We start from the raw sequence: 25373 nt of genomic DNA, 5'->3' as shown, positions 1-25373 counted from the left end.
GGCAAACGGGCCGGCCACCGTCGTCACGACGGTGGCCGGCCCACGGCGTCCGGGTGGGGAACCCGCTCAGACCTCGACCACGGTCGGGACGATCATCGGACGGCGGCGGTACGCGTCGTTGACCCACCGCCCCACGGTGCGTCGGACGATCTGCTGAAGCTGGTGCGGATCGGTGATGCCGTCCGCGGCGGCCCGGTTCAGCGCCTCGGTGACCAGCGGGATCACCGGGTTGAACGCGGCCGGGTCCTCGGAGAAGCCCTTCGCCGACAGGGTCGGGCCGGCGACCACCTTGCCGGTGACCGAGTCGACCACCACTGTGGTGGCGATGAAACCGCCGTCGCCGAGGATCCGCCGCTCGGTGAGCAGCGACTCGCTGACGTCGCCCACGGCCAGACCGTCGACGTAGACGTAACGGCTCTTCACGTGCCCGACCACACTGGCCCGGCCCTCGACCAGGTCGACGACGTCGCCGTCCTCGCAGATCACCACCCGGTCCGGGGCGACGCCGGACTCGATGCCGAGCCGCGCGTGCGCCCGCAGGTGCCGCCACTCGCCGTGCACCGGCATCAGGTTGCTCGGCCGCACCACGTTGAGCAGGTAGAGCAGTTCACCGGCGGGGGCGTGCCCGGAGACGTGCACCTTGGCGACGTCCTTGTGCACCACCACCGCGCCGGCCCGGGCCAGCCGGTTGATCACCCGGTAGACCGAGGTCTCGTTGCCGGGGACCAGCGACGAGGCGAGCACGACGGTGTCGCCGGGGGCGATGGTGATGTGCCGGTGGTCGCCGCTGGCCATCCGGCCCAGGGCGCTCATCGGCTCACCCTGCGAACCGGTGGACATCAGCACGATCTGGTCGGGCGGCAGCGTGGTGGCCTCCTCGATCCCGATGACCAGGCCGGCCGGGATGTTGAGCAGGCCGAGGTCGCGGGCGATGCCCATGTTGCGGACCATCGACCGGCCGATCAGCGCCACCTTGCGGCCGTGCTCCAGCGCCGAGTCGAAGACCTGCTGCACCCGGTGCACGTGCGAGGCGAACGAGGCGACGATGATCCGCCCCTTCGCCTTCGCGAAGATCGAGTCGAGCACCGGCCCGATCTCCCGTTCCGGGGTGACGAAACCGGGGATCTCGGCGTTGGTGGAGTCCGACAGGAGCAGGTCGACACCCTCCGCACCGAGCCGGGCGAAGCCGGCCAGGTCGGTGATCCGGCCGTCCAGCGGGAGCTGGTCCATCTTGAAGTCACCGGTGTGCAGCACCAGGCCCGCCGGGGTACGCACGGCCACCGCGAGCGCGTCCGGGATCGAGTGGTTGACTGCGAAGAATTCGCACTCGAACGGGCCCAGCCGCTCCCGGCCGCCCTCCCGGACGGTGAGCGTGTAGGGCTGGATCCGCCGCTCGGCCAGCTTCGCCTCGACCAGGGCGAGGGTGAACTGGGAGCCGACCAGGGGGATGTCCGGCTTGTGGGCGAGCAGGTACGGCACCGCGCCGATGTGGTCCTCGTGGCCATGGGTCAGCACGATCGCCTGCACGTCGGCCAGCCGGTCCAGGATCGGCCCGAAGTCGGGCAGGATCAGGTCCACGCCGGGCTGCTCGACGTCGGGGAAGAGCACCCCACAGTCGACGATGAGCAGCTTGCCGTCGTACTCGAAGACGGTCATGTTCCGACCGATGGCACCGAGTCCGCCGAGCGGGATGATCCGCAGCCCGCCCTCGGGCAGCGGCGGGGGCAGTTCACCCTCGAATTGCGCCTCGGTCACGCGTCCACCTCATTCTGCGACGCCGTAACCCGGCGTCCGTCGTGTCGTTCGGTCATTCGGGCAGGTCCAGGCCCGCCGCCGCGCAGTCCGCGCGCAGCAGGGCCAGTTCGTCGTCGGTGGCGTCCGCCAGCGGCGGCCGCACCGGCCCGGCGGGCAGGCCCGACACGTTCAGGCCCGCCTTCACCAGGATGGTGCCCGGGCTGCGGAAGATCCCGGTGAGCAGCGGCATCAGCCGCCGGTGCAGGGTCAGTGCCGTGCCGGAGTCGCCCGCGTCGTACGCCTCGATCATCTGCTTGACGAGCGCGCCGGTGAAGTGGGTCGAGGTGCCGACCAGGCCGACCCCGCCGATCGCCAGGGTAGGCAGGGTGAGCGAGTCCTCGCCGCTGTAGAAGGCGAGGTCGGTGCGGCTGGTCACCCAACTGGTGGCGGTCAGGTCACCCTTGGCGTCCTTGACCGCGACGATCCGTTCGTGTTCGGCCAGCCGCACCAGCGTCTCGGTCTCGACGGCCAACCCGGTGCGGTGTGGCACGTCGTAGAGCATGATCGGCAGGCTGGTGCCGTCGGCGACCGCGGTGAAGTGCCGCAGCAGGCCCCGCTGCGGCGGCTTGTTGTAGTACGGCGTCACCACCAGCAGGCCGTGCGCGCCGGCCTTCTCCGCCGCGGCGGCCAGCTCGATGGTGTGTCGGGTGTCGTTGGTGCCGACGCCGGCCACCACCTGGGCCCGGTCGCCGACCGCCTCCACCACCGCCCGGAGCAGGGCGTCCTTCTCCGCGTCCGTGGTGGTCGGTGACTCGCCGGTGGTGCCGTTGATCACCAGCGCGTCGTTGCCCTGCTCGTCGACGAGGTACGTCGCCAGCTGGACGGCGCCGTCGAGATACAGGGAGCCATCGGCGGTGAACGGGGTCACCATCGCGGTGAGCAGTCGCCCGAACGGGCGCGACAGGCCCCGGTCGGGGGTGGCAGGGTGGTCGTGCGTCATGCTCACAACCTAGCGGACGAGCACCGGACGTCCGGTGGGGAAGGGCTCAGGACAGCTGTGCGTGCGGGCTCGTCGCCACCTCGGTGCCGTCGGGCAGGGTGGTGACGGCGAAGTCGGCGAACACGTTCGGGGCCACCCGCTGGAGCTGCCGCAGGCACTCCACGGCGAGCTCACGGATCTCCACGTCGGCGTGTTCGGTGGCCCGCATCCCGATGAAGTGCCGCCAGGCGCGGTAGTTGCCGGTGACCACGATCCGGGTCTCGGTGGCGTTGGGCAGCACCGCCCGGGCCGCCTGCCGGGCCTGCTTGCGGCGCAGCGTCGGGTTGGGTTCGTCGGCGAACCGCTGCTCCAGCCCCTCCAGCAGCTCGGTGTACGCCCGGACGCTCGCCTCGGCCGCCTCGACGAACCGCTTGTGCAGCTCCGGGTCGTCGGCGATCACCGCCGGCTCGACCATCGCCGCGTCCCGCTCCGGGACGTAGCGCTGGGAGAGCTGGGAGTAGGAGAAGTGCCGGTGCCGGATCAGCTCGTGGGTGAACGAGCGGGACACCCCGGTGAAGTAGAAGGTCACGCTGCCGTGCTCCAGCACCGACAGGTGCCCGACCTCCAGGATGTGCGCCAGGTAGCCGGCGTTGGTGGCGGTCGCCGGGTTCGGCTTCTTCCAGCTCTGGTAGCAGGCCCGGCCGGCGAACTCGGCGAGCGCCTGGCCGCCCTCGGCGTCGGTCGACCACGGCACGTCGTCGGGGGCCTGGAACTGGGTCCACGCGATCAGCTGCACCTGGGGCTGCACCATCTCCGGCATTCCTGCGACTGTAGTGGCCGGGTGGGCTGCGGGGAAACCCGGGCCGCCGCCCCTGACCAGCGCGATCACCGATGGTGCGGGTTCCGGGCGGCCGGCGGGTGGCCAAGGTCTCGCACCGGGGCCACCGGGTGACGTCGTCGCAGCCGACCGCCCGCCCCGGTGTGTCACGGTCGGGCTGGCGACGGGGGCTGCCCGGCGCGGCCGGGTCAGACGTAGAGGGCGGTGAACGGGGGCCAGGGCAGGTTGCGCAGCACCGAGAAGGCCAGCCAGACGGCGAGGAACCCGCCGATCACCGGGGAGCTGAGCCGCAGCTCGGGCAGCCGCCACCCGAACGCCTGCTTACCGGCCCAGGCGACGAAGAGGTAGGCCAGGAAGGGCACCGCGAAGACGAAGACGACGTGGTGCCGGGCGGCGGCGGGCAGGTCGGCGTGCAGGAGGTACCACAGCGCGCGGGTGCCCCCGCAACCCGGACAGTCCAGCCCGGTGGTCAGCTTGAGCAGGCAGCTCGGCGGGGCGTCCGGGTCACTGGTGGTCGGGTCACTGACCAGCGCGTACGCCATCCCGGCGCCGACGCAGCCCAGGGCGGCCAGCGGGGCCGCCCAGCGCGGCGAACGGGCGTGCAGCCGGAGCACGAAGCGGGTGAGCCGGTCCGGCTCGGGCTGCTGCCACGCCACCGGCGGCCCCGCCGACCAGGAGCCGGGGGGCAGCCCCTCGACGTTTCCGCCCACCCCCGGGTGCGGGTGCCCGTGGACGGCGGCCGGGTCGGTCGGCGTGCCGACGGGGTACGGACCGGTTGGCGTGCCCACGGGGTACGGGTCGCTCAGCGTGTGGGTGGTGCCGGCCGGCGCGGAACCGGTCGACGTCGGATCGGTGCCCTGCCCCGACCGGCTCGGCCCGGTCGGCCCGTCAACGCTCGTCACGGCCTCACGGTACACCGGTGAGGCTGCGCAACGCGGCGGCCAGCGGGGCGGCCAGGTCACCCGCCGCAGGTGGGGCGACCGCGTCCAGGCCGAGCCAACCGGCGAGCCGACGCAGCTCGGCGGCGAGCGCGACGGCGGTCTCCCCCGGGTCGACGCCGGGCTCCTGCCAGGCCGCCGGCACCAGCAGCACCCCGGCCTTGCGGTCGGCCTTGAGGTCGACCCGGGCGGTGAACCGCTCCCCCTGCAGGAACGGCAGCACGTAGTAGCCGTGCACCCGCTGCGCGGCCGGCACGTAGATCTCGATCCGGTAGGCGAAGCCGAACAGCCGTTCGGTGCGGGCCCGCTCCCAGACCAGCGGGTCGAACGGGCTGACCAGGGTGTTGCCCCGGACCCAGCGGGGCAGCCGGGCGTCGACGTGCCGCCAGGCCGGCTGCCGCCACCCCTGCACCGTCACCGGCACCAGCTCACCGGCCTCGACCAGCTCGGCGACGGCCTGCCGGGCACCGGCCAGCGGGAGCCGGAAGTAGTCCCGCAGCTCCGGCTCGGCGGCCACCCCCAGCGACCGGGCGGCCACCGCGACCAGGGTCCGGTACGCCTCGGCGTCGGTCGGCGTGGGCGCGTCGAGCACGGCCGTCGGCAGCACCCGTTCGGGCAGGTCGTAGCGGCGGGCGAAGGAGGGCGTCCGGTCGGCGGCGGTGACCTCGCCGGCCCAGAAGAGGAACTCCAGGGCCCGCTTCACCGCCGACCAGTTCCAGCCCCAGTGGCCGGTCTCCCGGGGCGCGTCGTGCTCGATCTCGGCGGCGGTCAGCGGCCCCCGCGCGGCGACCTCGTCACGGACCCAGGCGACCAGGTCGGGCTGCTCCTCGGCGATCCGCCGCATCCCGCCCCAGGCGTCGTCGCGGGCCTTGGCCATCCGCCAGCGCAGCGCGGGGTGCAGCCCCACCGGCACCAGGGACGCCTCGTGCCCCCAGTATTCGAACAGCTCCCGGGGGCGGCGGTAGGCGGCGGTGTCGAGCAGGGCGGTCGGATAGGGCCCGAGCCGGCTGTAGAGCGGCAGGTAGTGCGCGCGTTGCAGCACGTTGACCGAATCCATCTGGATCAACCCGACCCGGTCGAGCACCCGGCGCAGGTGCCGGCGGGTGGGTGCCCCGGTGGGCGTCGGGTCGGCGAACCCCTGGGCGGCGAGCGTCAGCCGCCGGGCCTGGGCGAGCGAGAGCGATTCCGGTGCGACCATCGCCGACGACCCTAGACCAACGGTACGACACCGGAGCGGACGCTGGACCGACCGCCCGTCGAGGCATAGAACGGACACATGCTCACCATCCGTCGCGAGGAGCCGGACGACGCCGAGGCGATCGCCCGGGTGCACATCCACGGCTGGCAGGCCGGTTACGCCGGCATCATGCCGGCCGAGGTGCTGGTCCGGCTCAACCCGGTGGCCTGGGCGCAGCGCCGACGGGACGTGGGCACCGCCGACCCGGAGCACCCGTTCACCACCCTGCTCGCCGAGGTCGACGGGGTGCCGTCCGGGTTCACCACCTTCGGCCCGTACCGCAACAACCAGGACCGGGGCGACCTGGACCCGACGTACGGCGAGGTTCTGGCGATCTACGTGGAGCCGGCGCGCTGGGGTGACGGCACCGCGCAGGCGCTGTTCGCCGCCGCCCGGGACGGGCTGGCGGCCAACGGCTGGCGGGAGTACCGGGTGTGGGTGCTGGCCGACAACGTCCGGGCCCGCCGGTTCTACGAGCGGGCCGGCCTGTCAGCCGACGGTGAGCGGTCCCGCTACCGGGTGCCGCTGGCCGGCGGCGGACCCCCGGTCCACCTCGACGAACTGCGTTACACCGGCCGGCTCCCCGGCTGACCCGGCCGGCCGGACCACCGCACCGGGCGGGCCGACGGGCCGGGTCGTCCCATCCCGGCCGGTCGGCCCCGACGGGCCGCCCGGCCGGCCGCCGACCGGGGCGGCCCAGGTGCGGATCGGCAGCAGCGCCAGCAGCGCGAGGCTGATCCAGACGTAGGTGTTGCTGCCCAGGAAGCCGGTGACCCCGGTGAAGTCCTTCTCCCAGGCCCAGACGATCCGGCTGCACAGCAGCAGGTAGCAGACCACCGCGAGGGCCAGCAGCGCCCGCCGTCGCAGGCTGCCGGCACGCGCGGCGACGGCGTTGTCGACCAGCAGGATCAGCGCCGGGATCAACCAGACCAGGTGGTGCACCCAGGTGACCGGGCTGACCAGGCACATCAGCGCGCCGGTCAACGCCAGCCCGGTGGCCTCGTCGCCGAGCGCCACGGCGGCCCGGCAGCGCCAGGCCCAGACGGCCAGGGTGACCAGCACCAGCGCCAACCAGGCCAGGGTGCTCGGATGCTCCGGGTTCAGCCGGGCCACCACCCCGCGCAGCGACTGGTTGGACACGAACGCCAGCTCGCCCACCCGGTCGGTGTTCCACAGCGCCGACGTCCAGAACTCCCGGGTGGCGTCGGGAAAGAGGGCGGCGGCGAGCAGCGTGGCGGCGGCCGAGGCGGCGACGGCGGTGGCGGCGGCCCGGAAGCGCCTGGTGATCAGCAGGTAGACGATGAAGACGCCCGGGGTCAGCTTGATCGCGGTGGCCAGCCCGATGCCCACCCCGGCCCACCGGTTGCCGGCCGGCAGCAGCCGCAGCAGGTCCACCGCCACCAGGAAGAGCAGCAGCATGTTGACCTGGCCGAAGTTGACCGTCTCGCGCATCGGCTCGAACGCGGCGGCCAGACAGAGCGCCACCGCCAGGACGAACCAGCGGGTCCAGCCGGCCCGCCTGGCGACCGGGTCGAGCAGCCACCAGACCAGCACCGCGCTGACCACCACCGTGGCGGCCACGCTGACGGTGATCGCCACCGGCCACGGCAGGTACGCCATCGGCAGCATCACCAGCGCGGCGAACGGCGGGTAGGTGAAACCGTACTGGGTGCCGGGCTTGAGGTAGTCGTAGATCTCGCCGTGGTCGTGCACCCAGAAGGTCAGCGCGCCGTAGTAGACCTTCAGGTCGAAGAAGCCGTGCCGGACGGCCGCCACGGAGAGGAAGGCGGCCACCGCGACGGCGAGCACCACCACCGCGACGACCTGCCCGGTCGTCCGCCTGGCCCCCTGCGCCACCGTCGTCTCCCTCGCTGTGGCCTAGGCTTTCGTGCCATGGCTCTGGGGTTCGTCCGCCCGGCGCGTCCGGAGGACGCCGCCGAGATCGCCCGTGTGCAGCTCGCGACCTGGCGGGTCGCGTACCGTCGGCTGCTGCCCCGGCACGTGCTCGACAACCTGGACGAGGCGTGGCTCGCCCGGCGGTGGAGCGCGGCGGTGCAGGAGCCGCCCTCGGCCGCGCACCGGGTGCTCGTCGCCGTGGAACAGGCCGAGCAATCCTATCTGGTGGGGTTCGCGGCTTCCGGGCCGGCGGACGCCGAGGCGCTCGCCCCGGGCGAGCCGGCCACGGCGCTGGGCGCCGGGGTGGTCGCGGTGACCGACCTGCTGGTGGAGCCGCGCTGGGGGCGGCGTGGGCACGGCAGCCGGCTGCTCTCCGCCGCCGTGGACGGCTGGCGGGCCGACGGGTTCACCCACGCGGTGGCCTGGGCGTTCGACGGCGACGAGGCGACCCGTAAGTTCCTCACCAGCACCGGGTGGGAGCCGGACGGCGCGGCCCGCGCGCTGGACGTCGACGACATGCTCGTCCCCCAGGTACGGCTGCACGTCGCGGTCCCCACCGAACCGGACGACACACCCGCGCCGGAGTCGACCGACACGCCCTGAACCGGCCGAATCTGTCGGCCCGCCCTGAACCGGCCGAATCTGTCGGCCCGCCCTGAACCGGCCGAATCTGTCGGTCCACCCTGGTAGACCGGAGGCGGCGGGGTGCCACCGACGGTGAGGGAGACGGGCATGTTCCGGGACACGAAGGCGTTCAGCGGGTTCTCGGCCGACGACACCGACCGGGCCCGGGAGTTCTACGCCGGCACCCTCGACCTGCGGGTGTCGCAGCTCGGCGGCCCCGGTGGGCTGCTGATGCTGCACCTGGCCGGCGACCGGGACGTGGTGGTCTATCCCAAGGCCGACCACGTGCCGGCCACGTTCACGGTGCTCAACTTCCCGGTGGCCGACGTCGACCGGGCGGTCGACGAGCTGACCGCCCGGGGGGTGCGGTTCGCGCGCTACCCGGGGTTGCCGCAGGACGACCGGGGGATCATGCGTGACAACGGGCCGACGATCGCCTGGTTCACCGACCCGGCCGGCAACATCCTGTCGGTGATCGAGCAGGAGTGACGCCGCCGGGGTCAGCGGCGCAGCTCGGCGACCAGTTCGTCGTCCTCCATCACGCCGGTGGGGGCGAAACCCAGCGAGGTGTAGAGCCCGGCGGCAGCCGTGTTGCCGGGGTGGTACGACAACCGGACGGGGTGGGTGGCGTCCGGCCCGGCCAGCCAGTCGGCGAGGGTGCGCACGGCGGCCCGGCCCACCCCCCGGCCCTGCTCGGCGGCGTCGACCACCATCCCACCGATCCACCGCGACCCGTCGTCGTCCACGCCCCACATGACGTGACCGGCCACGGCGTCGTCGGCGTACACGGCCAACGACGTCCAGACGTCGGAACGCATGGTCAGCAGCAGGTAGCGGGCCGCCAGTGCCGGCACCCAGTCGCGTTGGTCGTCACGGGGGGCCAGGTCGGCCACCGCCCGCCAGTTGTCGTCGTCCACGGGACGCAGGGTGACCCGCCGCCCGGTCCGATCGGTGAATCCGGAATCCAGCACCGGGGCAGCCTAGGGCCGGCCCGGCGCACCGCCAAACGAATTGGCCGACACCACCCACGGCACCCGGCTCCGCCCGCGGTCCGTGCCCCCCACCCGGCGTGCCCCGCCGCTCCACATCAGGCCCGGACACGCCGGCCGAGACGCGGGCTGCGCGGCTGAGCTACGCGGGCTGGGCTGGGCAGTGAGTGACGTGAGGCTAGTCGAGCAGGGCGTCCAGGCCGACGGTCAGCCCGGGCCGCTGCCGGACCGCCCGCACTGCCAGCAGCACCCCGGGCATGAACGACACCCGGTCGTACGAGTCGTGCCGGATGGTCAGCGTCTCGCCGAGAGTGCCGAACAGCACCTCCTGGTGGGCGAGCAGGCCGGTGGCGCGGACCGCGTGCACGCGTACCCCGTCGATGTCGGCGCCCCGCGCCCCCGGCACCTCGTCCTTGGTGGCGTCCGGCATCGGGCCGAGACCGGCCTCGGCGCGGGCCTGCGCGACCAGCCGGGCGGTGTGGGTGGCGGTGCCGCTCGGCGCGTCGAGCTTGCGTGGGTGGTGCTGCTCGATGATCTCCACGGACTCGAAGTGCCGGGCCGCGCGGGCGGCGAACTGCATCATCAGGACCGCGCCGATGCCGAAGTTGGGGGCGATCACCACCCCGACGTCGGGCCGGTCGGCCAGCCAGCCGCGCACCTGCTCCAGCCGCGCCCGGGTGAAGCCGGTGGTGCCGACCACCGCGTGCACACCCCGGTCGACGCACCAGCGCAGGTTGTCCATGACCACGTCCGGGGTGGTGAAGTCGACGACCACCTCGGCGGCCTCGGCCCCGGCCAACTCGTCGCCCTGGTCGACCGCCGCCACCAGCGCCAGGTCGTCGGCCCCGTCGACCGCCCGGCACACCTCGGCGCCCATCCGGCCCCGGGCACCCAGCACACCGACCCGGATCGACCCGTCGCGGCCCTGCTCCTGCTCGTCAGTCACGCGGCACAACCTATCCCAATCGGGACGCGGGCCACCGTCGGACCACCACCGTCCCACCGGCCGGTCCCGGCCGGGACCCGACCGCGAGCCGGTGCCCGTCCGGACGCCCGGCCGGTCGGGCCGACGTCGCCCACGGCACCGCGCGGCCGGGAACGGGTCGGCCGGCGGCGGGCTCAGCCGGCGAAGTCGTGCTCCCCGAACGGGCCGACCACCGCCAGCGACATCGGCCGGCTCAGCAGCTCGGCGGCCAGGGTGTTCACGTCGGCCACGGTCACCGCGTCGACCCGGGCCAGCAGCTCGTCCACCGGCATCAGATCGCCGTAGAGCAGCTCGCCCTTGGCCAGCCGGCTCATCCGGGAACCGGTGTCCTCCAGGCCCAGCACGAACGAACCCTTGCTCATCCCCTTGCCCCGGGCCACCTCCGCCTCGGTGAGCCCGTCGGCGGCCACCCGGGCCAGCTCGGCGCGGGTCAGCTGGAGCACCTCGTCGACCTTGCCCGGCGCGCAGCCGGCGTAGACGGCGAACAGGCCGCTGTCGGCGTACTGGCTGGCGTAGGAGTAGACCGAGTAGGCCAGGCCACGGCGTTCCCGGATCTCCTGGAACAGCCGGCTGGACATCCCGCCGCCGAGGACGTTGTTGAGCACCCCGAGGGCGAATCGCCGCTCGTCGACCCGGTCGATGCCGGGGCAGCCGAGGATGACGTGCGCCTGCTCGGTCTCCTTCGGCTCGACCAGGACGGTGGCCGGCTTCGTGCGTACCGTCGGGGTGGTCGGCCGGGGGGTGCCCGGCTCGGCCGGGTCGGTGTCCAGCGGGGTGCCGTGCAGCGCCTGGCGGACCAGCCGGACCACGGCGGCGTGGTCGAGGTTGCCGGCGGCGGCGATCACGATCTGCGGCGCGGTGTAGCGGCGGCGGTAGAAGCTCTGGATCTGCCTACGGGTCATCGGGGTGACCGTCTCCTCGGTGCCGGAGATCAACCGGCCGAGGGGGTGGTCGCCGTAGACGGCGCGGGCGAACAGGTCGTGCACCTCGTCGCCGGGCTCGTCGTCGTGCATGGCGATCTCTTCGAGGATGACCCCGCGTTCGGTCTCCACGTCGGCCGGTTCCAGCAGCGAGTCGGCGACCGCGTCGCACATCACGTCGATGGCCAACGGCAGGTCCTCGTCGAGGACCCGCGCGTAGTAGCAGGTGTATTCCTTGGTGGTGAAGGCGTTGGTCTCGCCACCCACCGCCTCGATCTCGGAGGAGATCTCCAGGGCGGTGCGCTTGTGGGTGCCCTTGAACAGCAGGTGCTCCAGGAAGTGCGCCGCACCGGCCTGCGGACCGGTCTCGTCCCGCGAACCGACGGTGACCCAGATGCCGAACGAGACGCTGCGCATCGTCGGGATCGCCTCGGTGAGCACCCGCAGCCCGCTCGGCATGACGGTCCGCCGCACCGTGCCACCCAACGGGTCGTCACTGATCGTGCGGGTGACCGCCCGGGACGCCGTATCGGCGCGGCCGGGCTGGCCGGTGGTGGCGTGCCGGCGGACGTCAGGCGGGGCCACCGGCCGTCGAGCCGGGGGGAACGGCGAACGGCTCACGCAAACCTGCTCTCCGTGCGACGAGGGGTGGAGGGAGACACACCGGCCGGGTGACGACGTCGTCGTCACCCGGCCGGTCACTGCTCAGCTGTGCCGGGTACGCCGACGCGGACGCTCGCCGCCGTCGCCACCCTCGCCGCCACCCGGGCCGCGCTCGCCACGCTCCGGGGCACGACCGCCCCGGTCGCCACCACGGTCACCACGGTCACGCGGACCCCGGTCACCGCCCCGACCCGCCGGCCGGTCGCCACCGGCGGCCTCGCCGGCCTCACCGGCGGCCGGCGCCTCGGCGCCCTCCGGCCGGACCTTGTCCAGGTAGATCTTGCCGCGGGCGTCGATGTCCGCGATCTCCACCTCGACCCTGTCGCCGACGTTGAGGAAGTCCTCGACCCGCTCGACCCGCTTGCCGTCGCCCACCTTGGAGATGTGCAGCAGGCCGTCGCGGCCGGGCAGCAGCGAGATGAACGCGCCGAACGCGGCGGTCTTGACCACCGTGCCGAGGAACCGCTCGCCGGCCTTGGGCAGGGTCGGGTTGGCGATCCCGTTGATCCGGTCCACGGCGGCCTGCGCCGACGGGCCGTTGGTCGCGCCGACGTAGATCGTGCCGTCGTCCTCGATGGAGATCTCGGCGCCGGTCTCGTCCTGGATGGCGTTGATGGTCTGCCCCTTCGGGCCGATCACCATGCCGATCTTGTCCACCGGGATCTTGACGGTGGTGACCCGCGGCGCGTAGTCCGACATCTCGGCCGGGGCCTCGATCGCCGCCTGCATCACGCCGAGGATGGTCTGCCGGGCCTCGTTCGCCTGCTGGAGCGCGGCGGCGAGCACATCCGACGGGATGCCGTTGAGCTTGGTGTCGAGCTGGAGCGCGGTGACGAACTCCGGCGTGCCGGCGACCTTGAAGTCCATGTCACCGAACGCGTCCTCGGCACCGAGGATGTCGGTCAGCGTCACGTACTGGGTCTTGCCGTCGACCTCGTCGGAGATGAGGCCCATCGCGATGCCGGCCACCGGCGCCTTGAGCGGCACACCGGCCGACAGCAGCGCCAACGTCGAGGCGCAGACCGAACCCATCGACGTCGAGCCGTTGGAGCCGAGCGCCTCGGACACCTGGCGGATCGCGTACGGGAACTCCTCGCGCGACGGCAGCACCGGCAGCAGGGCCCGCTCGGCCAGCGCGCCGTGGCCGATCTCCCGCCGCTTCGGCGAGCCGACCCGGCCGGTCTCCCCGGTCGAGTACGGCGGGAAGTTGTAGTTGTGCATGTAACGCTTGCGGTTCTCCGGGGAGAGGGTGTCCACCATCTGCTCCATCCGGAGCATGTTCAGCGTGGTGACCCCGAGGATCTGGGTCTCGCCCCGCTCGAACAGCGCGGAGCCGTGTACCCGGGGCAGCACGCCGACCTCGGCGGTGAGCGCCCGGATGTCACGCGGACCCCGGCCGTCGATGCGGACCTGCTCGCGCAGCACCCGGTTGCGGACCTCGGACTTGGTCAGCGACCGGAACGCCGCGGACAGCTCCTTCTCCCGGCCCTCGAACCGGCTGCCCAGCTCCTCGGCGACCTTGGCCTTGATCCGGTCCAGGGCCTCCTCGCGGTCGGCCTTGCCGGCGATCTGGAGCGCCTCGGCCACCTCGGCGCGGACCAGCTCGGCCACCGCCTGGTAAATGTCGTCCTGGTAGTCCAGGAAGACCGGGAACTCGGTGACCGGCTTGGCGGCGACCTCGGCCAGCTCGCTCTGCGCCCGGCACAGCTCGCGGATCGCCGGCTTGGCGGCCTCCAGGCCGCTGGCGACGATCTCCTCGGTCGGGGCGGTCGCGCCGCCCGCGATGAGGGCGACGGCGTTCGGCGTCGCCTCGGCCTCGACCATCATGATCGCGACGTCGCCGTCGTCGAGCGTGCGGCCGGCCACCACCATGTCGAAGGTGGCGCGGGCCAGCTCCTCCAGGGTCGGGAAGGCCACCCACTGGCCGTCGACGTGCGCGACCCGGGTCGCCCCGATCGGGCCGGAGAACGGCAGGCCGGACAGCTTCGTCGACATCGAGGCCGCGTTGATGGCCACCACGTCGTACGGGTGCTGCGGGTCGAGCGCGAGGACGGTCTCGACGACCTGGACCTCGTTGCGCAGGCCCTTGACGAACGACGGGCGCAGCGGCCGGTCGATCAGCCGGCAGGTGAGGATCGCGTCCTCGCTGGGCCGACCCTCACGGCGGAAGAACGAGCCGGGGATGCGGCCCGCGGCGTACATCCGCTCCTCGACGTCGACGGTCAGCGGGAAGAAGTCGAACTGCTCCTTCGGGTGCTTACCGGCGGTAGTGGCGGAGAGGACGACCGTCTCGCCCAGCTGGGCGATGACGGAACCGGCGGCCTGGCGGGCCAGCCGACCGGTGGAGAAAGTGATCTCGCGGGTACCGAAGGACCCGTTGTCGATCACGGCGGTGCGGGATTCGGTGCCGAGGTTGGTCTCGGTCATGTGCGGCGGTACTCCTTCGCGTCGTGGGCGCACGACACCGGAGCTGCTCAGACGGCCGGTCTTCGATCGAAGCGCCCGGGTGGCCGGCATGATGCCGGGATGCCCGGGGGCCACTACCGGAGACCGGTACGCTGACCGGCTCCCTCTCGGGTGGTCGCGCGGCCCTCTTCTTCTGGTGGTGCCGAGCGGGGGAGCGGCCCGGTGGCCACTCCCCCGTCACGTCATCGGCGCAGGCCGAGCCGCTCGATCAGCGACCGGTAGCGACTGATGTCCTTCTTCTGGACGTAGTTGAGCAGCCGACGGCGCCGACCGACCAGCAGCAGCAGCCCCCGGCGGCTGTGGTGGTCGTGCTTGTGCACCTTCAGGTGCTCGGTCAGCTCCGCGATCCGCTTGGTGAGGACCGCGACCTGGACCTCCGGCGAACCGGTGTCGCCCTCGGCGGTCGCGTACTCCGTGCGGATCTTGGCCTTGGCTTCCTGGTCGAGCGCCATGTTCTCCCTGTTTCGGTGGGTTGACAACTGATGTCCGTCGTTCGGGTCCGAACGGACCGGGACGGACGAACCTCGCACCCGCGGCGTCGTGCAGGCACGCGAGGCCCCGCGTCGGTCATCCGACGTCACCGCCACACTACCAGCCCGTCGCGGAAGCGCCCGGTCAAGGCCCACGCGGCGGGCGTCGGCGGCCCGCCCACCCCGCCCGCCGGGCCGGTCAGGCGACCGCCAGCCGGGTCCGCGCGACGTCCTCGGCCATCTGCACGAGCAGCGGTTCGATCGCGTCGTACCGGATCTGGCCGCGCAGGTGGGCGGCGAAGTCGAGGGCGACCCGCTCGCCGTACAGGTCGCCGGCGAAGTCCAACACGTGCGCCTCGACCCGGCGCTCCCGGCCGGCGAACGTCGGGTTGGTGCCGATCGAGATGGCCGCCGGCAGCCGCTCGGTCCCCCGGCGCACCAGCCAGCCGGCGTAGACCCCGTCGGCGGGCACCGCCGTGTGCGGCGGGCAGAGCAGGTTGGCGGTGGGGAAGCCCAGCTCCCGGCCACGCTGGTCACCCAGCACCACGACCCCTTCGAGCCGGTGCGGCCGGCCGAGCACGGCCGCCGCCGCCGCCACGTCCCCGGCCTCGATCCGGGCCCGGATGTACGTCGAGGAGAAGACCGTGCCGTCGGCGGTGACCAGCGGGGCGTTCTCCACCCCGAAGCCGAAGGTCCCGCCGAGCTGTTCGAGCAGCGCCACGTTCCCGGCGGCCCGGTGCCCGAAGCGGAAGTTGTCCCCCACCACGACCAGCATGGCGTGCAGGTGTTCGACCAGGATGTCGTGCACGAACGCCTCGGCCGGCAGCCGGGACAGCTCGGCGGTGAACGGCACCACACAGAGCACGTCGACCCCGAGCGCCTCGATCAGCTCCGCCTTGCGGGTGGGCTCGGTGAGCACGGCCGGATGCGATCCGGGTCGGACCACCTCGGCCGGGTGCGGGTCGAAGGTCACCACCACCGACCGGACGCCCAGTTCCCGGGCCCGCGCCACGGCGTGTCCGATGGTCGCCTGGTGTCCCTGGTGCACGCCGTCGAAGACGCCGATGGTGACGACCGACCGCCCCCAGTCACCGGGTGCCGCCTCGTACCCCCGCCACCGCTGCATGCCGCTCCTTCCCTGCTCCGCCACTGACCGGCTCCCACCCGTACCCACCCGCCGGTCGTCCCGGCCGTCGTTGTCGCGCCCGCTCCCGCCGCACCGTCCGACCGGACCGGCCGGCGGCCCGGTCAGGCCGGGGCGAGCACGATCTCCGCGCGGGCCCGGCCGTCCCGCTCGCTGACGATAGCGATCACGCCACCGTCCGGTCCGAAGACGGCGTACGGCCCGGCGATGCCGACCGGGTCGAGCGGCCCACCGTGGGAGAGCACCTTCGCCTCGTCGGCGGTGGCCTCCCGACGGGAGAAGTACCTGTCGGCGGCGGTGTCGAGGGGCAGGTTGACCACCTCGGGCGCGCGCTGTTCCAGGGTCTCGAGGGTGGCCGACTCGGCGAGGGTGAAACTGCCCACAGCGGTGCGCCGCAGCGCGGTGAGGTGCCCGCCGACGCCGAGTGACCGGCCGGCGTCGCGGGCCAGCGCCCGGATGTACGTCCCGGACGAGCAGTCGACGTCGACGTCGACGTCGACCACGTCCGGGGTGTCCCGCCGGATCGCCGACACGTCCAGCCGGGAGACGGTGACCCGGCGGGCGGGCAGCTCGACGCTCTCGCCGTCCCGGACCCGCTTGTACGCCCGCTCCCCGTTGATCTTGATGGCGCTGACCGCGCTGGGCACCTGGTCGATCTCACCGGTCAACGGCCCGAACGCGGCCCGGATCGCGGCGTCGGTCAGCTCCCCGGCGGGCGTGGCGGTGAGCACGTCGCCCTCGGCGTCGTCGGTGACGGTGGCCTGGCCGAGCCGGACCGTCGCGGTGTAGCTCTTGCCCGCCCCGATCACGTACGTCAGCAGCCGGGTGGCCCGGCCCACCCCGATCACCAGCACCCCGGTGGCCATCGGGTCGAGGGTGCCGCCGTGCCCGACCCGGCGGGTGCGGGCCAACCGGCGGATGCGTGCCACCACGTCGTGCGACGTCATGCCGCCGGGCTTGTCGACCACGATCAGACCGTCACCGTTCACGACCGCCAAGCCTGCCAGACGGGTCCACCCCGCCCGCCACCGCACGGCACAATGCCGGACGGCCAGCCGGCCGTGGCGGGTCAGCGCACCGCGCCGACCACCGCCCACCGGCCGGAACGCAGCCGCAGCAGGACCCCGACGAGCCGGATGATCACGAACAGGGTGAGGCCGGCCCAGATGCCCCCCAACCCGAGGTCGAAAGCGAAGGAGAACCAGATCGACGGCAGGAAACCGCCGAGCGCCGCGACGACGGTCAGGTCGCGCAGGTAGCGGACGTCGCCGGCACCGATCAGCACGCCGTCGAGGGCGAACACCACCCCGGCGAACGGCTGCATCGCCGCGAACCACGGCCAGGCCACCATCGCCTGGCCGCGCACCTGGGGATCGGAACTGAACAGCGACGGCACGACGCCGGCCCCGGCCGCGATGAGCACCGCGAAGCCCACCCCGCACACCCCACCGAGCAGCGCGAACCGCCGGGCCAGGGCGCGCGCCCCGGCGGCGTCGCCCGCGCCCAGGGCGGCGCCGATCAACGCCTGCGCGGCGATCGCCAGCGCGTCGAGCAGCAGGGCGGTGAAGAACCACAGTTGCAGGGCGATCTGGTGGGCACCCACGGCGGCGGCGCCGAACCGGGCGGCGACCGCGGTGGCGGACAGGAAGCTGGCCTGGAAGGCGACCCCCCGGATGAGCAGGTCCCGGCTGAGCACCAGCTGCTGGCGGATCAGGGCCGGGCGGGGCCGCAGGTCGGCCCGCTCCCGCAGCAGCGCGCCGACGAAGAGGCCACCCGAGACGGTCTGGGCGATCACGTTGGCCACCGCCGAACCGGGCAGGCCCAGCCCGGCGGGGTAGACCAGCAGCGGGCAGAGCAGCGCGGAGAGCAGGTTGGGCCCGAGCACGAACAGCAGCGGCCGCCGGATGTCCTGGATGCCGCGCAGCCAGCCGTTGCCGGCGGCGGCCAGCAGCAGGCCGGGTGCGCCGAGGGCCGCGATCCGCAGCCACTGCCCGGCGGCGTCGGCCACCTCGCCACCACCACCGGCGAGGGTACGCGCCAGCGCGTCCCCGCCGAACTGCATGCCGACGGCCAGCAGGACGCCCACCCCGAGCGCCAGCCAGGAAGCCTGGACGCCCTCGGCCAGCGCCGCGGCCCGGTCACCGGAACCGAACCGTCGGGCCACCCGCCCGGTGATGCCGTACGCCAGCACGGTGCCGAGCCAGGCGGTGAGGGTCAGCACCGTGCCGCCGACGGCGAGCGCGGCCAGCGGAACCCGACCCAGGTGCCCCACCACGGCGGTGTCGACCAGCACGTAGAGCGGCTCGGCCGCGAGCACCACCAGGGCGGGCAGGGCGAGGGTGGCGATCCGGCGCGGTGAGGCGAGCGCGGTGGCGGTAGGAGTGGACTGGCTCATCGCCGCCGATCCTGACACGCCGCCGGTAAGGAACGCAATCCCCGCCAACACTTACCGAAGGCTGGCCGGCGGAGGTGGCCCGGCACCCGCCCCCGGCACCCGTCCCCTCGGACCCGCCCGGCGGACACCCCGGCACCGCGCCGGGCGGGCCCGGGCAACGGACGGCGGTGCCACTCGACCGGGCGGGCCCGGGCGGGCGAAGAGTCCGCCCGGCGGTGGGGTCACCGCCGGGGCGGCAGCGTCACTGACGGGTGTCCATCGAGGTCTGCAGCGCGCGGCGCATCTGCTCGCGGGCCTCGTCGGTCGTCTCGGTCTTGGGCTTGGTCGCCATGGCGGTGTCCTTCCAGGGTGCGGACCACCGGAACAGGTGGCCCTACGGGCGGTCCTGCTGAGCGCCGGGAAGGCGGCCCGGGATCACCGGAGCGGCTCGCCTGGCAGCGTTGAGCCCGGGTCGGTCAGACCCTGGAGGGAGGCGGCACCGGGTGTGGCACCACCGCCCACGACCTGCGTCGCGACGCGACGTCGGCCTTTCCCAAGTTAACGTTTACTTTCCACATGGTGTCCACTCTTCCCGTCATCTGGACGCCACGGCAGCCACCCCGGGCGGCCGGAAACGGACGGTCCGCCGCGCGCGGACAGCGACGCACGTCGTGCCGGCAGGGACACACGTCGCGCGGGTGCCGGCGAAGAGACCCATCGACAGATGTGCGGAGGGCGGGCGGGCGGCGGACGGTGGTGCTCAGCGGGCCAGGAAGTGCCAGCCCAGCCACCACCAGAATCCGAACAACCCGATCCGGCCGACCGGCACCGGGCCCACCTCGTACCGCATCACGTAGGCGCAGACGTCGCCCAGGGACGGAATCCGGGAGCCCTCCCGGCGGGAGGCCCACTCGACCACCGCGAAGAGCACCAGGGAGGTCAGGAAGCCACTGATGGCGAGGGTACGCATCACCGGCGCACCAGCCCCCAGAAGGCGGCCAGCCAGGCGAACCAGGCCGCCGAACGGACCAGTTCGTCCTCCAGCAGCGGGTCGGCCAGCCGGGACAGGGTGGGGAACTCGTCCCCGACCGCCATGACGAAGGTGGCGCCTTCCAGCACCCCGAACAGCGCCGCCGGGAGCAGCCACCAGGCGGTGCCCCGGCCCAACCGGCGTGGTGCCGGCCGACGCTGCACCCGGTTGCCGAGGCCGAGCCAGATCAGCGCGCCGCCGGTGCCCAACGTCCAGAGGTTGGCCTGGGCGGAAAACGACGGGAACTGCCCGCCGACCAGGGAGAGGCAGGCCAGCACCGGCACGGTGACCACCGGCCGGTCCCAGGTGCGGGAGACGTCCACGGCGATCTCGTGCGGCTGCTCCATCGTCCGATTCTCCCCGGGCTCACCCCGTGCGGGAAGACCGACACCCGTCGGCGTCGCCGTGACCTGCGGTCAACGCCCCGCCCAACTCCGCCCTGATCAGGGCGATGACCTGGTCGACGTCGCCCTGCCCGGTGAATCCGGCGGCGAACAGGTGACCTCCGCCACCCAGCGCCACCGCCACCGCGCTGACGTCGACCGCACCCTTGCTGCGCATCGACACCGCCCACGCGTGCGGCCCGACCTGCTTGAGCACACACGCGACGTCCGCCTCGGCGGTGCAGCGCACCGAGTCGATCAGCGACTCCAGCACGTACGGCCGCTGGTCGTGGCGGTCCAGGTCGTCGAGGGTGGCGTGGGTCCAGACCAGACCGTGCCCGGCGGCGGCCTCCGGTTCGAGCCGGGACCGGCCCAGCACCTCACCGAAGAGCCGGACCGCGCCGAACGGCCGGGTGTCGAAGACCTCGCGGGAGATGTCACCGGGGCGCAGGCCGGTGGCGAGCAGCCGGGCGGCGAGCCGGTGCACCTCCGGCGTCGTCGCCGCGTACCGGAACGAGCCGGTGTCGGTGGTCAACGCGACGTAGAGGCCGGCCGCGATCTCCGCGTCCAACGGCACGTCGAGCCGGGTGAGCAACTGCTCGGCCACGACCGAGGTGGCCGCAGCCGTCGGGTCCACCAGGTGCACCGCACCGAAGCCGGTGTTCGAGGCGTGATGGTCGAGGACCACCGAGGTGCCGGCGGTGTCGAGCCGGTCCACCAGGTCACCGAGCCGCGACTCACTCGCGGCGTCGAAACAGACCACCAGATCCGGATCCGGGTACGCCTCGGTGGCCGGCACCAACAGGTCGATCCCGGGCAGCCAGCGGAACGGCTCCGGCACCTCGGGCGGCCCCGGGAAGGTGGCCTGCAACCGGCGTACGCCGAGCCGGCGCAGTCCCAGCCCGAAGCCGAGCATGCTGCCCAGCGCGTCGCCGTCCGGGTTGACGTGACAGATCAGCAGCACCCGGGCGTCGGCCGGCAGGCCGCGTACCGCAGCGACGGCGGCAGCCCAGTCGTCCTCGCCGGGGCCGGCGGACGGCGACCCGACGCGGAGCTCACCGGCCGTGTCCGGGGCGGCCGTCACCGCCGGTCCGTCGTCGAGGCGTCGGCGTCGGCGGCTTCGTCGTCGACGTCATCGTCCTCGTCGTCGTCGACCCGGTAGGGCTGGGCGTCACCGGCGTACTTCGCCTGGGCGGCCAACCGCTGCACCTCGGCGTCGGCGTGCCGGGCCTGGGCGAGCAGGTCGTCGATCTGCTTGACCTGGTCCTGCACGTCGTCGAGGACGAAGGTCAGCGAGGGCGAGTGACGCAGCCCCAGGGCCTTCCCGACGGTGCTGCGCAACATCCCCTTCGCGCTCTCCAGCGCGGCGGCGGTGCTGGCCTGGGCCGTCGCGTCGCCGAGCACGGTGTAGAAGACGGTGGCGTCGCGCAGGTCGGCGGTGATCCGGGCGTCGGTGATGGTGATCATCCCGAGCCGGGGGTCCTTGATCTGGCTCCGCACCACCGAAGCGACCAGCTCGCGAATCCGCTCGGCGTGCCGGCGAACCTTGGCCGGATCAGACATGTCCCCCACCTCCAGGGCGTTCCCACCGCAGCCGGAACGGCGACGCCGAAGCCCACCGAACCCAACCACCCCAACATCTCGAACACTACCCGCGCCCCACCCCCACCCGCCCGCCCCACCCCGCCCCCACCCCCGCCCCGTCCCCACCCCGTCCCGCCCCACCCCGTCCCCGCCCCACCCCGCCCCGCCCCGGTGATCAAGAGGTTTGCGTCAGCCTGGAGATCAAAGCTGACGCAAACCTCTTGATCACCGGGGACAGGCGGGCCTGGAGGGAGCCCGGGTGGGGGTGGGGAGCCCGGGCGGGAGGGAGGGGTGGGTCAGTCTTCGGGGGTGTGGAGGGTGCGGCGGACGGAGAGGAGGTCCAGTTCGGGGCGGCCGGCGACGAGGCGTTCGCAGGAATCGAGCACCTCGCGGACATGGGCCGCCTCGGCAGCCACCACGGCCACCCCGATCTCGGCCCGACCGTGCAGGTCGAGCGCGCCCACCTCGGCCGCCGACACGTCGAAGCGGCGCAGCGCGGCCACGATGGGCCGGACGTAGGAGCGCTTGGCCTTGAGCGAACGGGAGTCGCCGGGCAGGAGCAGGTCGAAGAGTGCGGTTCCGGTATACATCGTCCAGGACGTTACGGAAGCCCCCTGGACATGCTCAAGGGGTTTACGCCGGGTGGCGTAAACCCCTTGAGCACTGTTGTCAGCCTCGGATCAGGCGCGCGGCTTCTCCCGCATCTCGAAGGTTTCGATGGTGTCGCCGACCTGGACGTTGTTGAAACCGGCCAGCGTCAGACCACACTCGAAGCCCTCGCGGACCTCCGTCGCGTCGTCCTTGAACCGCTTGAGCGAGCTGATCGTGAGGTTGTCCGCCACGACCGCCCCGTCCCGCAGCAGCCGCGCCTTGGCGTTGCGGCGGATGATGCCGGACCGGACGATACAACCGGAGATGTTGCCGATCTTGGACGAGCGGAAGACGTCGCGGATCTCCGCGCTGCCCAGCTCGACCTCTTCGTACTCCGGCTTGAGCAGCCCCTTGAGCGCGGCGTCGATCTCCTCGATGGCCTGGTAGATGACCGTGTAGTACCGGATCTCCACGCCCTCGCGGTCGGCGATCTCACGGACCTTGTTGGCGGCCCGCACGTTGAAGCCGATGATCGTGACCGCCTCGGACGAGGCGCTCGCGAGCATGACGTCGCTCTCGGTGATCGCACCCACACCCCGGTGGATGATCCTGAGCTGGACCTCCTCGGGGATGTCGAGGTTGAACAGCGCGTCCTCGAGGGCCTCCACGGAACCGGAGACGTCGCCCTTGAGCACCAGGTTGAGCGAGGTCTTCTCGCCCTCCTTGAGCTGCTCCATGAGCGTCTCGAGGGTGGCCCGGCCGCGGGAGTTGGCGAAGGACGCCGCCCGCCGTCGTGCCTGCCGCTGCTCGGCGATCTGCCGCACCGTGCGGTCGTCCTCGGCGGCCAGGAAGGTGTCACCCGCACCCGGCACCGCGGTCAGACCGAGCACCAGGACCGGACGGGCCGGACCGGCCTCGGCGACCTGGTTGCCGTTCTCGTCGAGCATGGCGCGGACCCGGCCGTGGGCCCCACCGGCGACGATCGAGTCGCCCGCCCGCAGGGTGCCCTTCTGCACCAGCACCGTCGCCACCGCACCGCGACCCTTGTCCAGGTGCGCCTCGATGGCCACACCCTGCGCCGGCCCGTCGATCGGAGCGGTCAGCTCCAGCGACGCGTCGGCGGTCAGCAGGACCGCCTCCAGCAGCTCGTCGATGCCGATGCCCGGCTTGGCCGCCACGTTGACGAACATGGTGTCGCCGCCGTACTCCTCGGCGACGAGACCGTACTCGGTCAGCTGCTGGCGGACCTTGTCCGGGTTGGCCTCCGGCTTGTCGACCTTGTTGACCGCGACCACGATCGGCACGTCGGCCGCCTTGGCGTGGTTGAGCGCCTCGATCGTCTGCGGCATGACGCCGTCGTCGGCCGCCACCACCAGCACCACGATGTCGGTGACCTGGGCACCACGGGCACGCATGGCGGTGAACGCCTCGTGGCCCGGGGTGTCGATGAAGGTCACCGCGCGGTCGATGCCCTCGTGCGGAACGTGGACCTGGTATGCGCCGATGTGCTGGGTGATGCCACCCGCCTCGCCGGCCACCACGTTCGCCTTGCGGATCGCGTCGAGCAGCTTGGTCTTACCGTGGTCGACGTGACCCATGACGGTCACCACCGGCGCACGGCTGACCAGCCGGTCCTCCGCGACCTCGGCGTCGAGGTCGATGTTGAACTGCGCGAGCAGCTCGCGGTCCTCGTCCTCCGGGCTGACGATCTGCACGTCGAAACCGAGGTGCTCACCGATCAGCAACAGGGTCTCGTCCGAGCAGGACTGGGTCGCGGTGACCATCTCGCCCAGGTTGAACATCTCCTGGACCAGCGAACCCGGGTTGGCGTTGATCTTGTCGGCGAAGTCCGACAACGAGGCGCCACGGGAGAGCCGGACGACCTGACCCTGACCCCGGGGGGCACCCGAGCTCATGGTCGGAGCCGACAGGTTGTCGAACTCCTGTCTGCGCTGCTTCTTGGACTTGCGACCACGGGTCGGCCGACCACCCGGACGCCCGAAGGCACCCGCGGCGCCGCCGCCACGGCCACGACCGCCGCCACCGGGACGACCACCGCCACCGGCCGGGCACCCGGGCGGAAACCGCCGCCGGGAGCGCCACCGCCGCCACCGGGGCCACCACGGTAGCCACCGCCGCCGGCACCAGCGCCGCCACCGGGACCGCCACGGAAGCCGCCACCGCCGCCGCCACCGCCACCGCCACCGGGGCGGAAGCCACCGCCACCGCCACCGGGACGACCGGCGCCGCCGCCGGGGCCACCACGACCGCCACCGGGGCCGCCGGGGCGACCCGTGGTGGGCCGCTGGCTCGGCATCGAGGCCGGGCTCGGACGCGGCGGCATCGAGGCCGGGCTCGGACGCGGCGGCATGCCGGCCGGACTCGGCCGGGGACCGCCACCACCGGCGGCCGGGGGCCGCTGCTGCTGGCCACCCTGGATGCCGAACGGGTTGTTACCGGCACCGCGCGCCGGCGGACGACCGCCGGGACGGGCACCCGGGCCGGCCGGAGGGCCACCCGGACGACCGGCGGCCGGGGTACCCGGACGCGGCGGTACGGCGTTCGGACCGGGACGCGGACCCGGACGGGGACCACCCTCGGTCGGGGGCTCCCGTCGGACGTTGTCCCGCTGCTGCTGCCGGGCGGCCTGGGCGGCCTTGACCGCCGCCTCCTGCTCGGCCTTCAGCGCGGCGGCGCGCGCTTCAGCGGCCGCCACCTCGATGTCGTGTGCGCTCGCCGGCTTGGCGACCGGAGTCACCGGCTGCGGCGGGCCGGGGACCGGGCCCTTGGGCTTCGGTCCAGGGGTCGGCGCGGTCGGCCGCCGGGGCGGCATCGGCCGGGCCGAGACCCGGGGGCGCCCGGGGTCGGGGACGGCGTCGGGGTCGGTGCCGGGCTCGGGCCGCCGCCGGAGCGGACGGTGCCGACGAACCACCGGCGGACGCGACGAATGCGCCACGCAGACGTCGGGCGACGGGCGCCTCGACGGTGCTGGACGCGGACTTCACGAACTCGCCCATTTCCTTCAGCTTGGCGAGCACTGTCTTGCTTTCGACCCCGAGCTCCTTAGCAAGCTCGTGTACGCGGGCCTTACCTGCCACTGCACTCCTCACTCCGAGGTCGTGCGGGCAGCACCCGCAGCGACCTCACTCGTGCACTTGAAGCCTGGTCATTTCAGGGACTTCATCGTGTGCTCATGTCGGTCGTCCTACCTTGCTAGCGACCCTCGCCCGGTCGGGTTGACCGGACGTAGTGGTTGACGCATCGACGTGCTCCGCGACGGCACCGTGGTCAGGGACCTCGGTGAGTCGCAGCGCCCGCCCGAAGACGCGACGCCGCACCGCCAGCGCGAAGCAGGCCGGATCCGGGTGCATGTTCGCTCCCCGACCCGGCAGACTGCGGCTCGGATCAGGTCGGAGACTGTGACCATCCTCGTCACCGACCGCGACGATCCGCAGCAGTTCGCTGGCCGGCGCACGTTTCCGGCAACCCACACAAGTGCGTTCCGGATGCGCGCGTCGTACCACTGGA

General features: G+C 73.1%; 23 protein-coding genes and 1 pseudogene. 3 read left to right on the top strand and 21 right to left on the bottom strand.

Annotated elements, in window-relative coordinates:
- Nucleotides 1-66: 66 nt before the first annotated feature.
- The 5 genes from J7462_RS27855 to J7462_RS27835 all read right to left on the bottom strand — a co-directional run bounded on the left by J7462_RS27855 (nucleotide 67) and on the right by J7462_RS27835 (nucleotide 5687).
- Nucleotides 67-1755, bottom strand: a complete 1689-nt coding sequence (locus tag J7462_RS27855) for a ribonuclease J (RefSeq protein WP_145918435.1) — start codon at nucleotides 1753-1755, stop codon at nucleotides 67-69.
- Nucleotides 1756-1807: 52 nt separating this feature from the next.
- Nucleotides 1808-2734, bottom strand: a complete 927-nt coding sequence (gene dapA / locus J7462_RS27850) for a 4-hydroxy-tetrahydrodipicolinate synthase (protein ID WP_219468498.1) — start codon at nucleotides 2732-2734, stop codon at nucleotides 1808-1810.
- A gap of 46 nt (nucleotides 2735-2780) precedes the next feature.
- Nucleotides 2781-3524 carry an FAD-dependent thymidylate synthase gene (gene thyX, locus J7462_RS27845; protein ID WP_208569371.1) on the bottom strand — a complete coding sequence of 248 codons (744 nt, stop codon included), beginning with the start codon at nucleotides 3522-3524 and terminating at the stop codon, nucleotides 2781-2783.
- Nucleotides 3525-3739: 215 nt separating this feature from the next.
- Nucleotides 3740-4453, bottom strand: coding sequence for a DUF2752 domain-containing protein (locus tag J7462_RS27840; protein ID WP_219468496.1), 714 nt, complete (start codon nucleotides 4451-4453; stop codon nucleotides 3740-3742).
- A gap of 4 nt (nucleotides 4454-4457) precedes the next feature.
- On the bottom strand, nucleotides 4458-5687 hold the full coding sequence (locus J7462_RS27835; RefSeq protein ID WP_219468493.1) for a winged helix-turn-helix domain-containing protein: 1230 nt from the start codon (nucleotides 5685-5687) through the stop codon (nucleotides 4458-4460).
- Nucleotides 5688-5765: 78 nt separating this feature from the next.
- On the opposite strand from J7462_RS27835, the gene J7462_RS27830 reads away from it, so the two are divergent.
- Nucleotides 5766-6317 carry a GNAT family N-acetyltransferase gene (locus J7462_RS27830; RefSeq protein WP_219468488.1) on the top strand — a complete coding sequence of 184 codons (552 nt, stop codon included), beginning with the start codon at nucleotides 5766-5768 and terminating at the stop codon, nucleotides 6315-6317.
- On the opposite strand, the gene J7462_RS27825 is transcribed toward J7462_RS27830, so the two are convergent.
- On the bottom strand, nucleotides 6216-7583 hold the full coding sequence (locus tag J7462_RS27825) for a glycosyltransferase 87 family protein (protein WP_219468485.1): 1368 nt from the start codon (nucleotides 7581-7583) through the stop codon (nucleotides 6216-6218). The two genes, J7462_RS27830 and J7462_RS27825, sit on opposite strands and share 102 nt — an antisense overlap.
- Nucleotides 7584-7619: 36 nt before the next feature.
- Between J7462_RS27825 and J7462_RS27820 the strand changes: the two genes are divergently transcribed.
- Nucleotides 7620-8225 carry a GNAT family N-acetyltransferase gene (locus J7462_RS27820; protein ID WP_219468480.1) on the top strand — a complete coding sequence of 202 codons (606 nt, stop codon included), beginning with the start codon at nucleotides 7620-7622 and terminating at the stop codon, nucleotides 8223-8225.
- A 129-nt stretch (nucleotides 8226-8354) separates the two neighbouring features.
- A complete protein-coding gene (locus J7462_RS27815; protein ID WP_219468478.1) occupies nucleotides 8355-8735 on the top strand; it encodes a VOC family protein in 381 nt (126 codons plus the stop codon).
- Nucleotides 8736-8746: 11 nt separating this feature from the next.
- Here the strand turns inward: J7462_RS27815 and J7462_RS27810 are convergent, their stop codons facing one another.
- From J7462_RS27810 to J7462_RS27740, 15 genes and pseudogenes are all read right to left on the bottom strand, one after another.
- Nucleotides 8747-9217 (bottom strand): GNAT family N-acetyltransferase, encoded by a 471-nt coding sequence (locus J7462_RS27810; RefSeq protein WP_219468476.1) that lies wholly within the window; start codon nucleotides 9215-9217, stop codon nucleotides 8747-8749.
- Between the two features lie 196 nt (nucleotides 9218-9413).
- On the bottom strand, nucleotides 9414-10181 hold the full coding sequence (dapB, locus tag J7462_RS27805; protein WP_219468473.1) for a 4-hydroxy-tetrahydrodipicolinate reductase: 768 nt from the start codon (nucleotides 10179-10181) through the stop codon (nucleotides 9414-9416).
- A gap of 173 nt (nucleotides 10182-10354) precedes the next feature.
- Nucleotides 10355-11725: a M16 family metallopeptidase gene (locus J7462_RS27800; RefSeq protein WP_374197593.1), complete on the bottom strand. Its 1371-nt coding sequence runs from the start codon at nucleotides 11723-11725 to the stop codon at nucleotides 10355-10357.
- A 120-nt stretch (nucleotides 11726-11845) separates the two neighbouring features.
- Complete coding sequence (locus tag J7462_RS27795) at nucleotides 11846-14230, bottom strand: polyribonucleotide nucleotidyltransferase (protein WP_219468470.1); 2385 nt, start codon at nucleotides 14228-14230, stop codon at nucleotides 11846-11848.
- 221 nt (nucleotides 14231-14451) lie between these two features.
- Nucleotides 14452-14721: a 30S ribosomal protein S15 gene (gene rpsO, locus J7462_RS27790; protein WP_091246098.1), complete on the bottom strand. Its 270-nt coding sequence runs from the start codon at nucleotides 14719-14721 to the stop codon at nucleotides 14452-14454.
- 217 nt (nucleotides 14722-14938) lie between these two features.
- Complete coding sequence (locus J7462_RS27785) at nucleotides 14939-15865, bottom strand: bifunctional riboflavin kinase/FAD synthetase (RefSeq protein ID WP_208569314.1); 927 nt, start codon at nucleotides 15863-15865, stop codon at nucleotides 14939-14941.
- Nucleotides 15866-15987: 122 nt separating this feature from the next.
- Entirely contained in the window at nucleotides 15988-16872 is an 885-nt protein-coding gene (gene truB / locus J7462_RS27780; protein ID WP_219468467.1) for a tRNA pseudouridine(55) synthase TruB, read from the bottom strand.
- Between the two features lie 80 nt (nucleotides 16873-16952).
- Nucleotides 16953-18278: an MATE family efflux transporter gene (locus tag J7462_RS27775; protein WP_208569312.1), complete on the bottom strand. Its 1326-nt coding sequence runs from the start codon at nucleotides 18276-18278 to the stop codon at nucleotides 16953-16955.
- A 739-nt stretch (nucleotides 18279-19017) separates the two neighbouring features.
- Nucleotides 19018-19227: a DUF6186 family protein gene (locus J7462_RS27770; RefSeq protein WP_208569311.1), complete on the bottom strand. Its 210-nt coding sequence runs from the start codon at nucleotides 19225-19227 to the stop codon at nucleotides 19018-19020.
- Nucleotides 19227-19634, bottom strand: a complete 408-nt coding sequence (locus J7462_RS27765; protein ID WP_219468461.1) for a hypothetical protein — start codon at nucleotides 19632-19634, stop codon at nucleotides 19227-19229. Before J7462_RS27765 ends, J7462_RS27770 begins: the two co-directional genes overlap by 1 nt.
- Nucleotides 19635-19653: 19 nt before the next feature.
- A complete protein-coding gene (locus J7462_RS27760; protein ID WP_219468458.1) occupies nucleotides 19654-20754 on the bottom strand; it encodes a bifunctional oligoribonuclease/PAP phosphatase NrnA in 1101 nt (366 codons plus the stop codon).
- A complete protein-coding gene (rbfA, locus tag J7462_RS27755) occupies nucleotides 20751-21233 on the bottom strand; it encodes a 30S ribosome-binding factor RbfA (protein WP_219468455.1) in 483 nt (160 codons plus the stop codon). The genes J7462_RS27760 and rbfA overlap by 4 nt, the downstream gene beginning before the upstream one ends.
- A 317-nt stretch (nucleotides 21234-21550) precedes the next feature.
- Entirely contained in the window at nucleotides 21551-21844 is a 294-nt protein-coding gene (locus J7462_RS27750) for a DUF503 domain-containing protein (protein ID WP_219468453.1), read from the bottom strand.
- Between the two features lie 90 nt (nucleotides 21845-21934).
- A pseudogene (infB, locus tag J7462_RS27745) lies at nucleotides 21935-24943 on the bottom strand (translation initiation factor IF-2).
- Nucleotides 24944-25036: 93 nt separating this feature from the next.
- A complete protein-coding gene (locus J7462_RS27740; RefSeq protein WP_208569305.1) occupies nucleotides 25037-25369 on the bottom strand; it encodes a YlxR family protein in 333 nt (110 codons plus the stop codon).
- Nucleotides 25370-25373 lie beyond the last annotated feature (4 nt).

This window comes from Micromonospora sp. RL09-050-HVF-A (genome assembly GCF_019374995.1).
GTDB classification, from domain to species: domain Bacteria; phylum Actinomycetota; class Actinomycetes; order Mycobacteriales; family Micromonosporaceae; genus Micromonospora; species Micromonospora antibiotica.
This window is presented reverse-complemented; position numbering and strand designations above follow the sequence as displayed.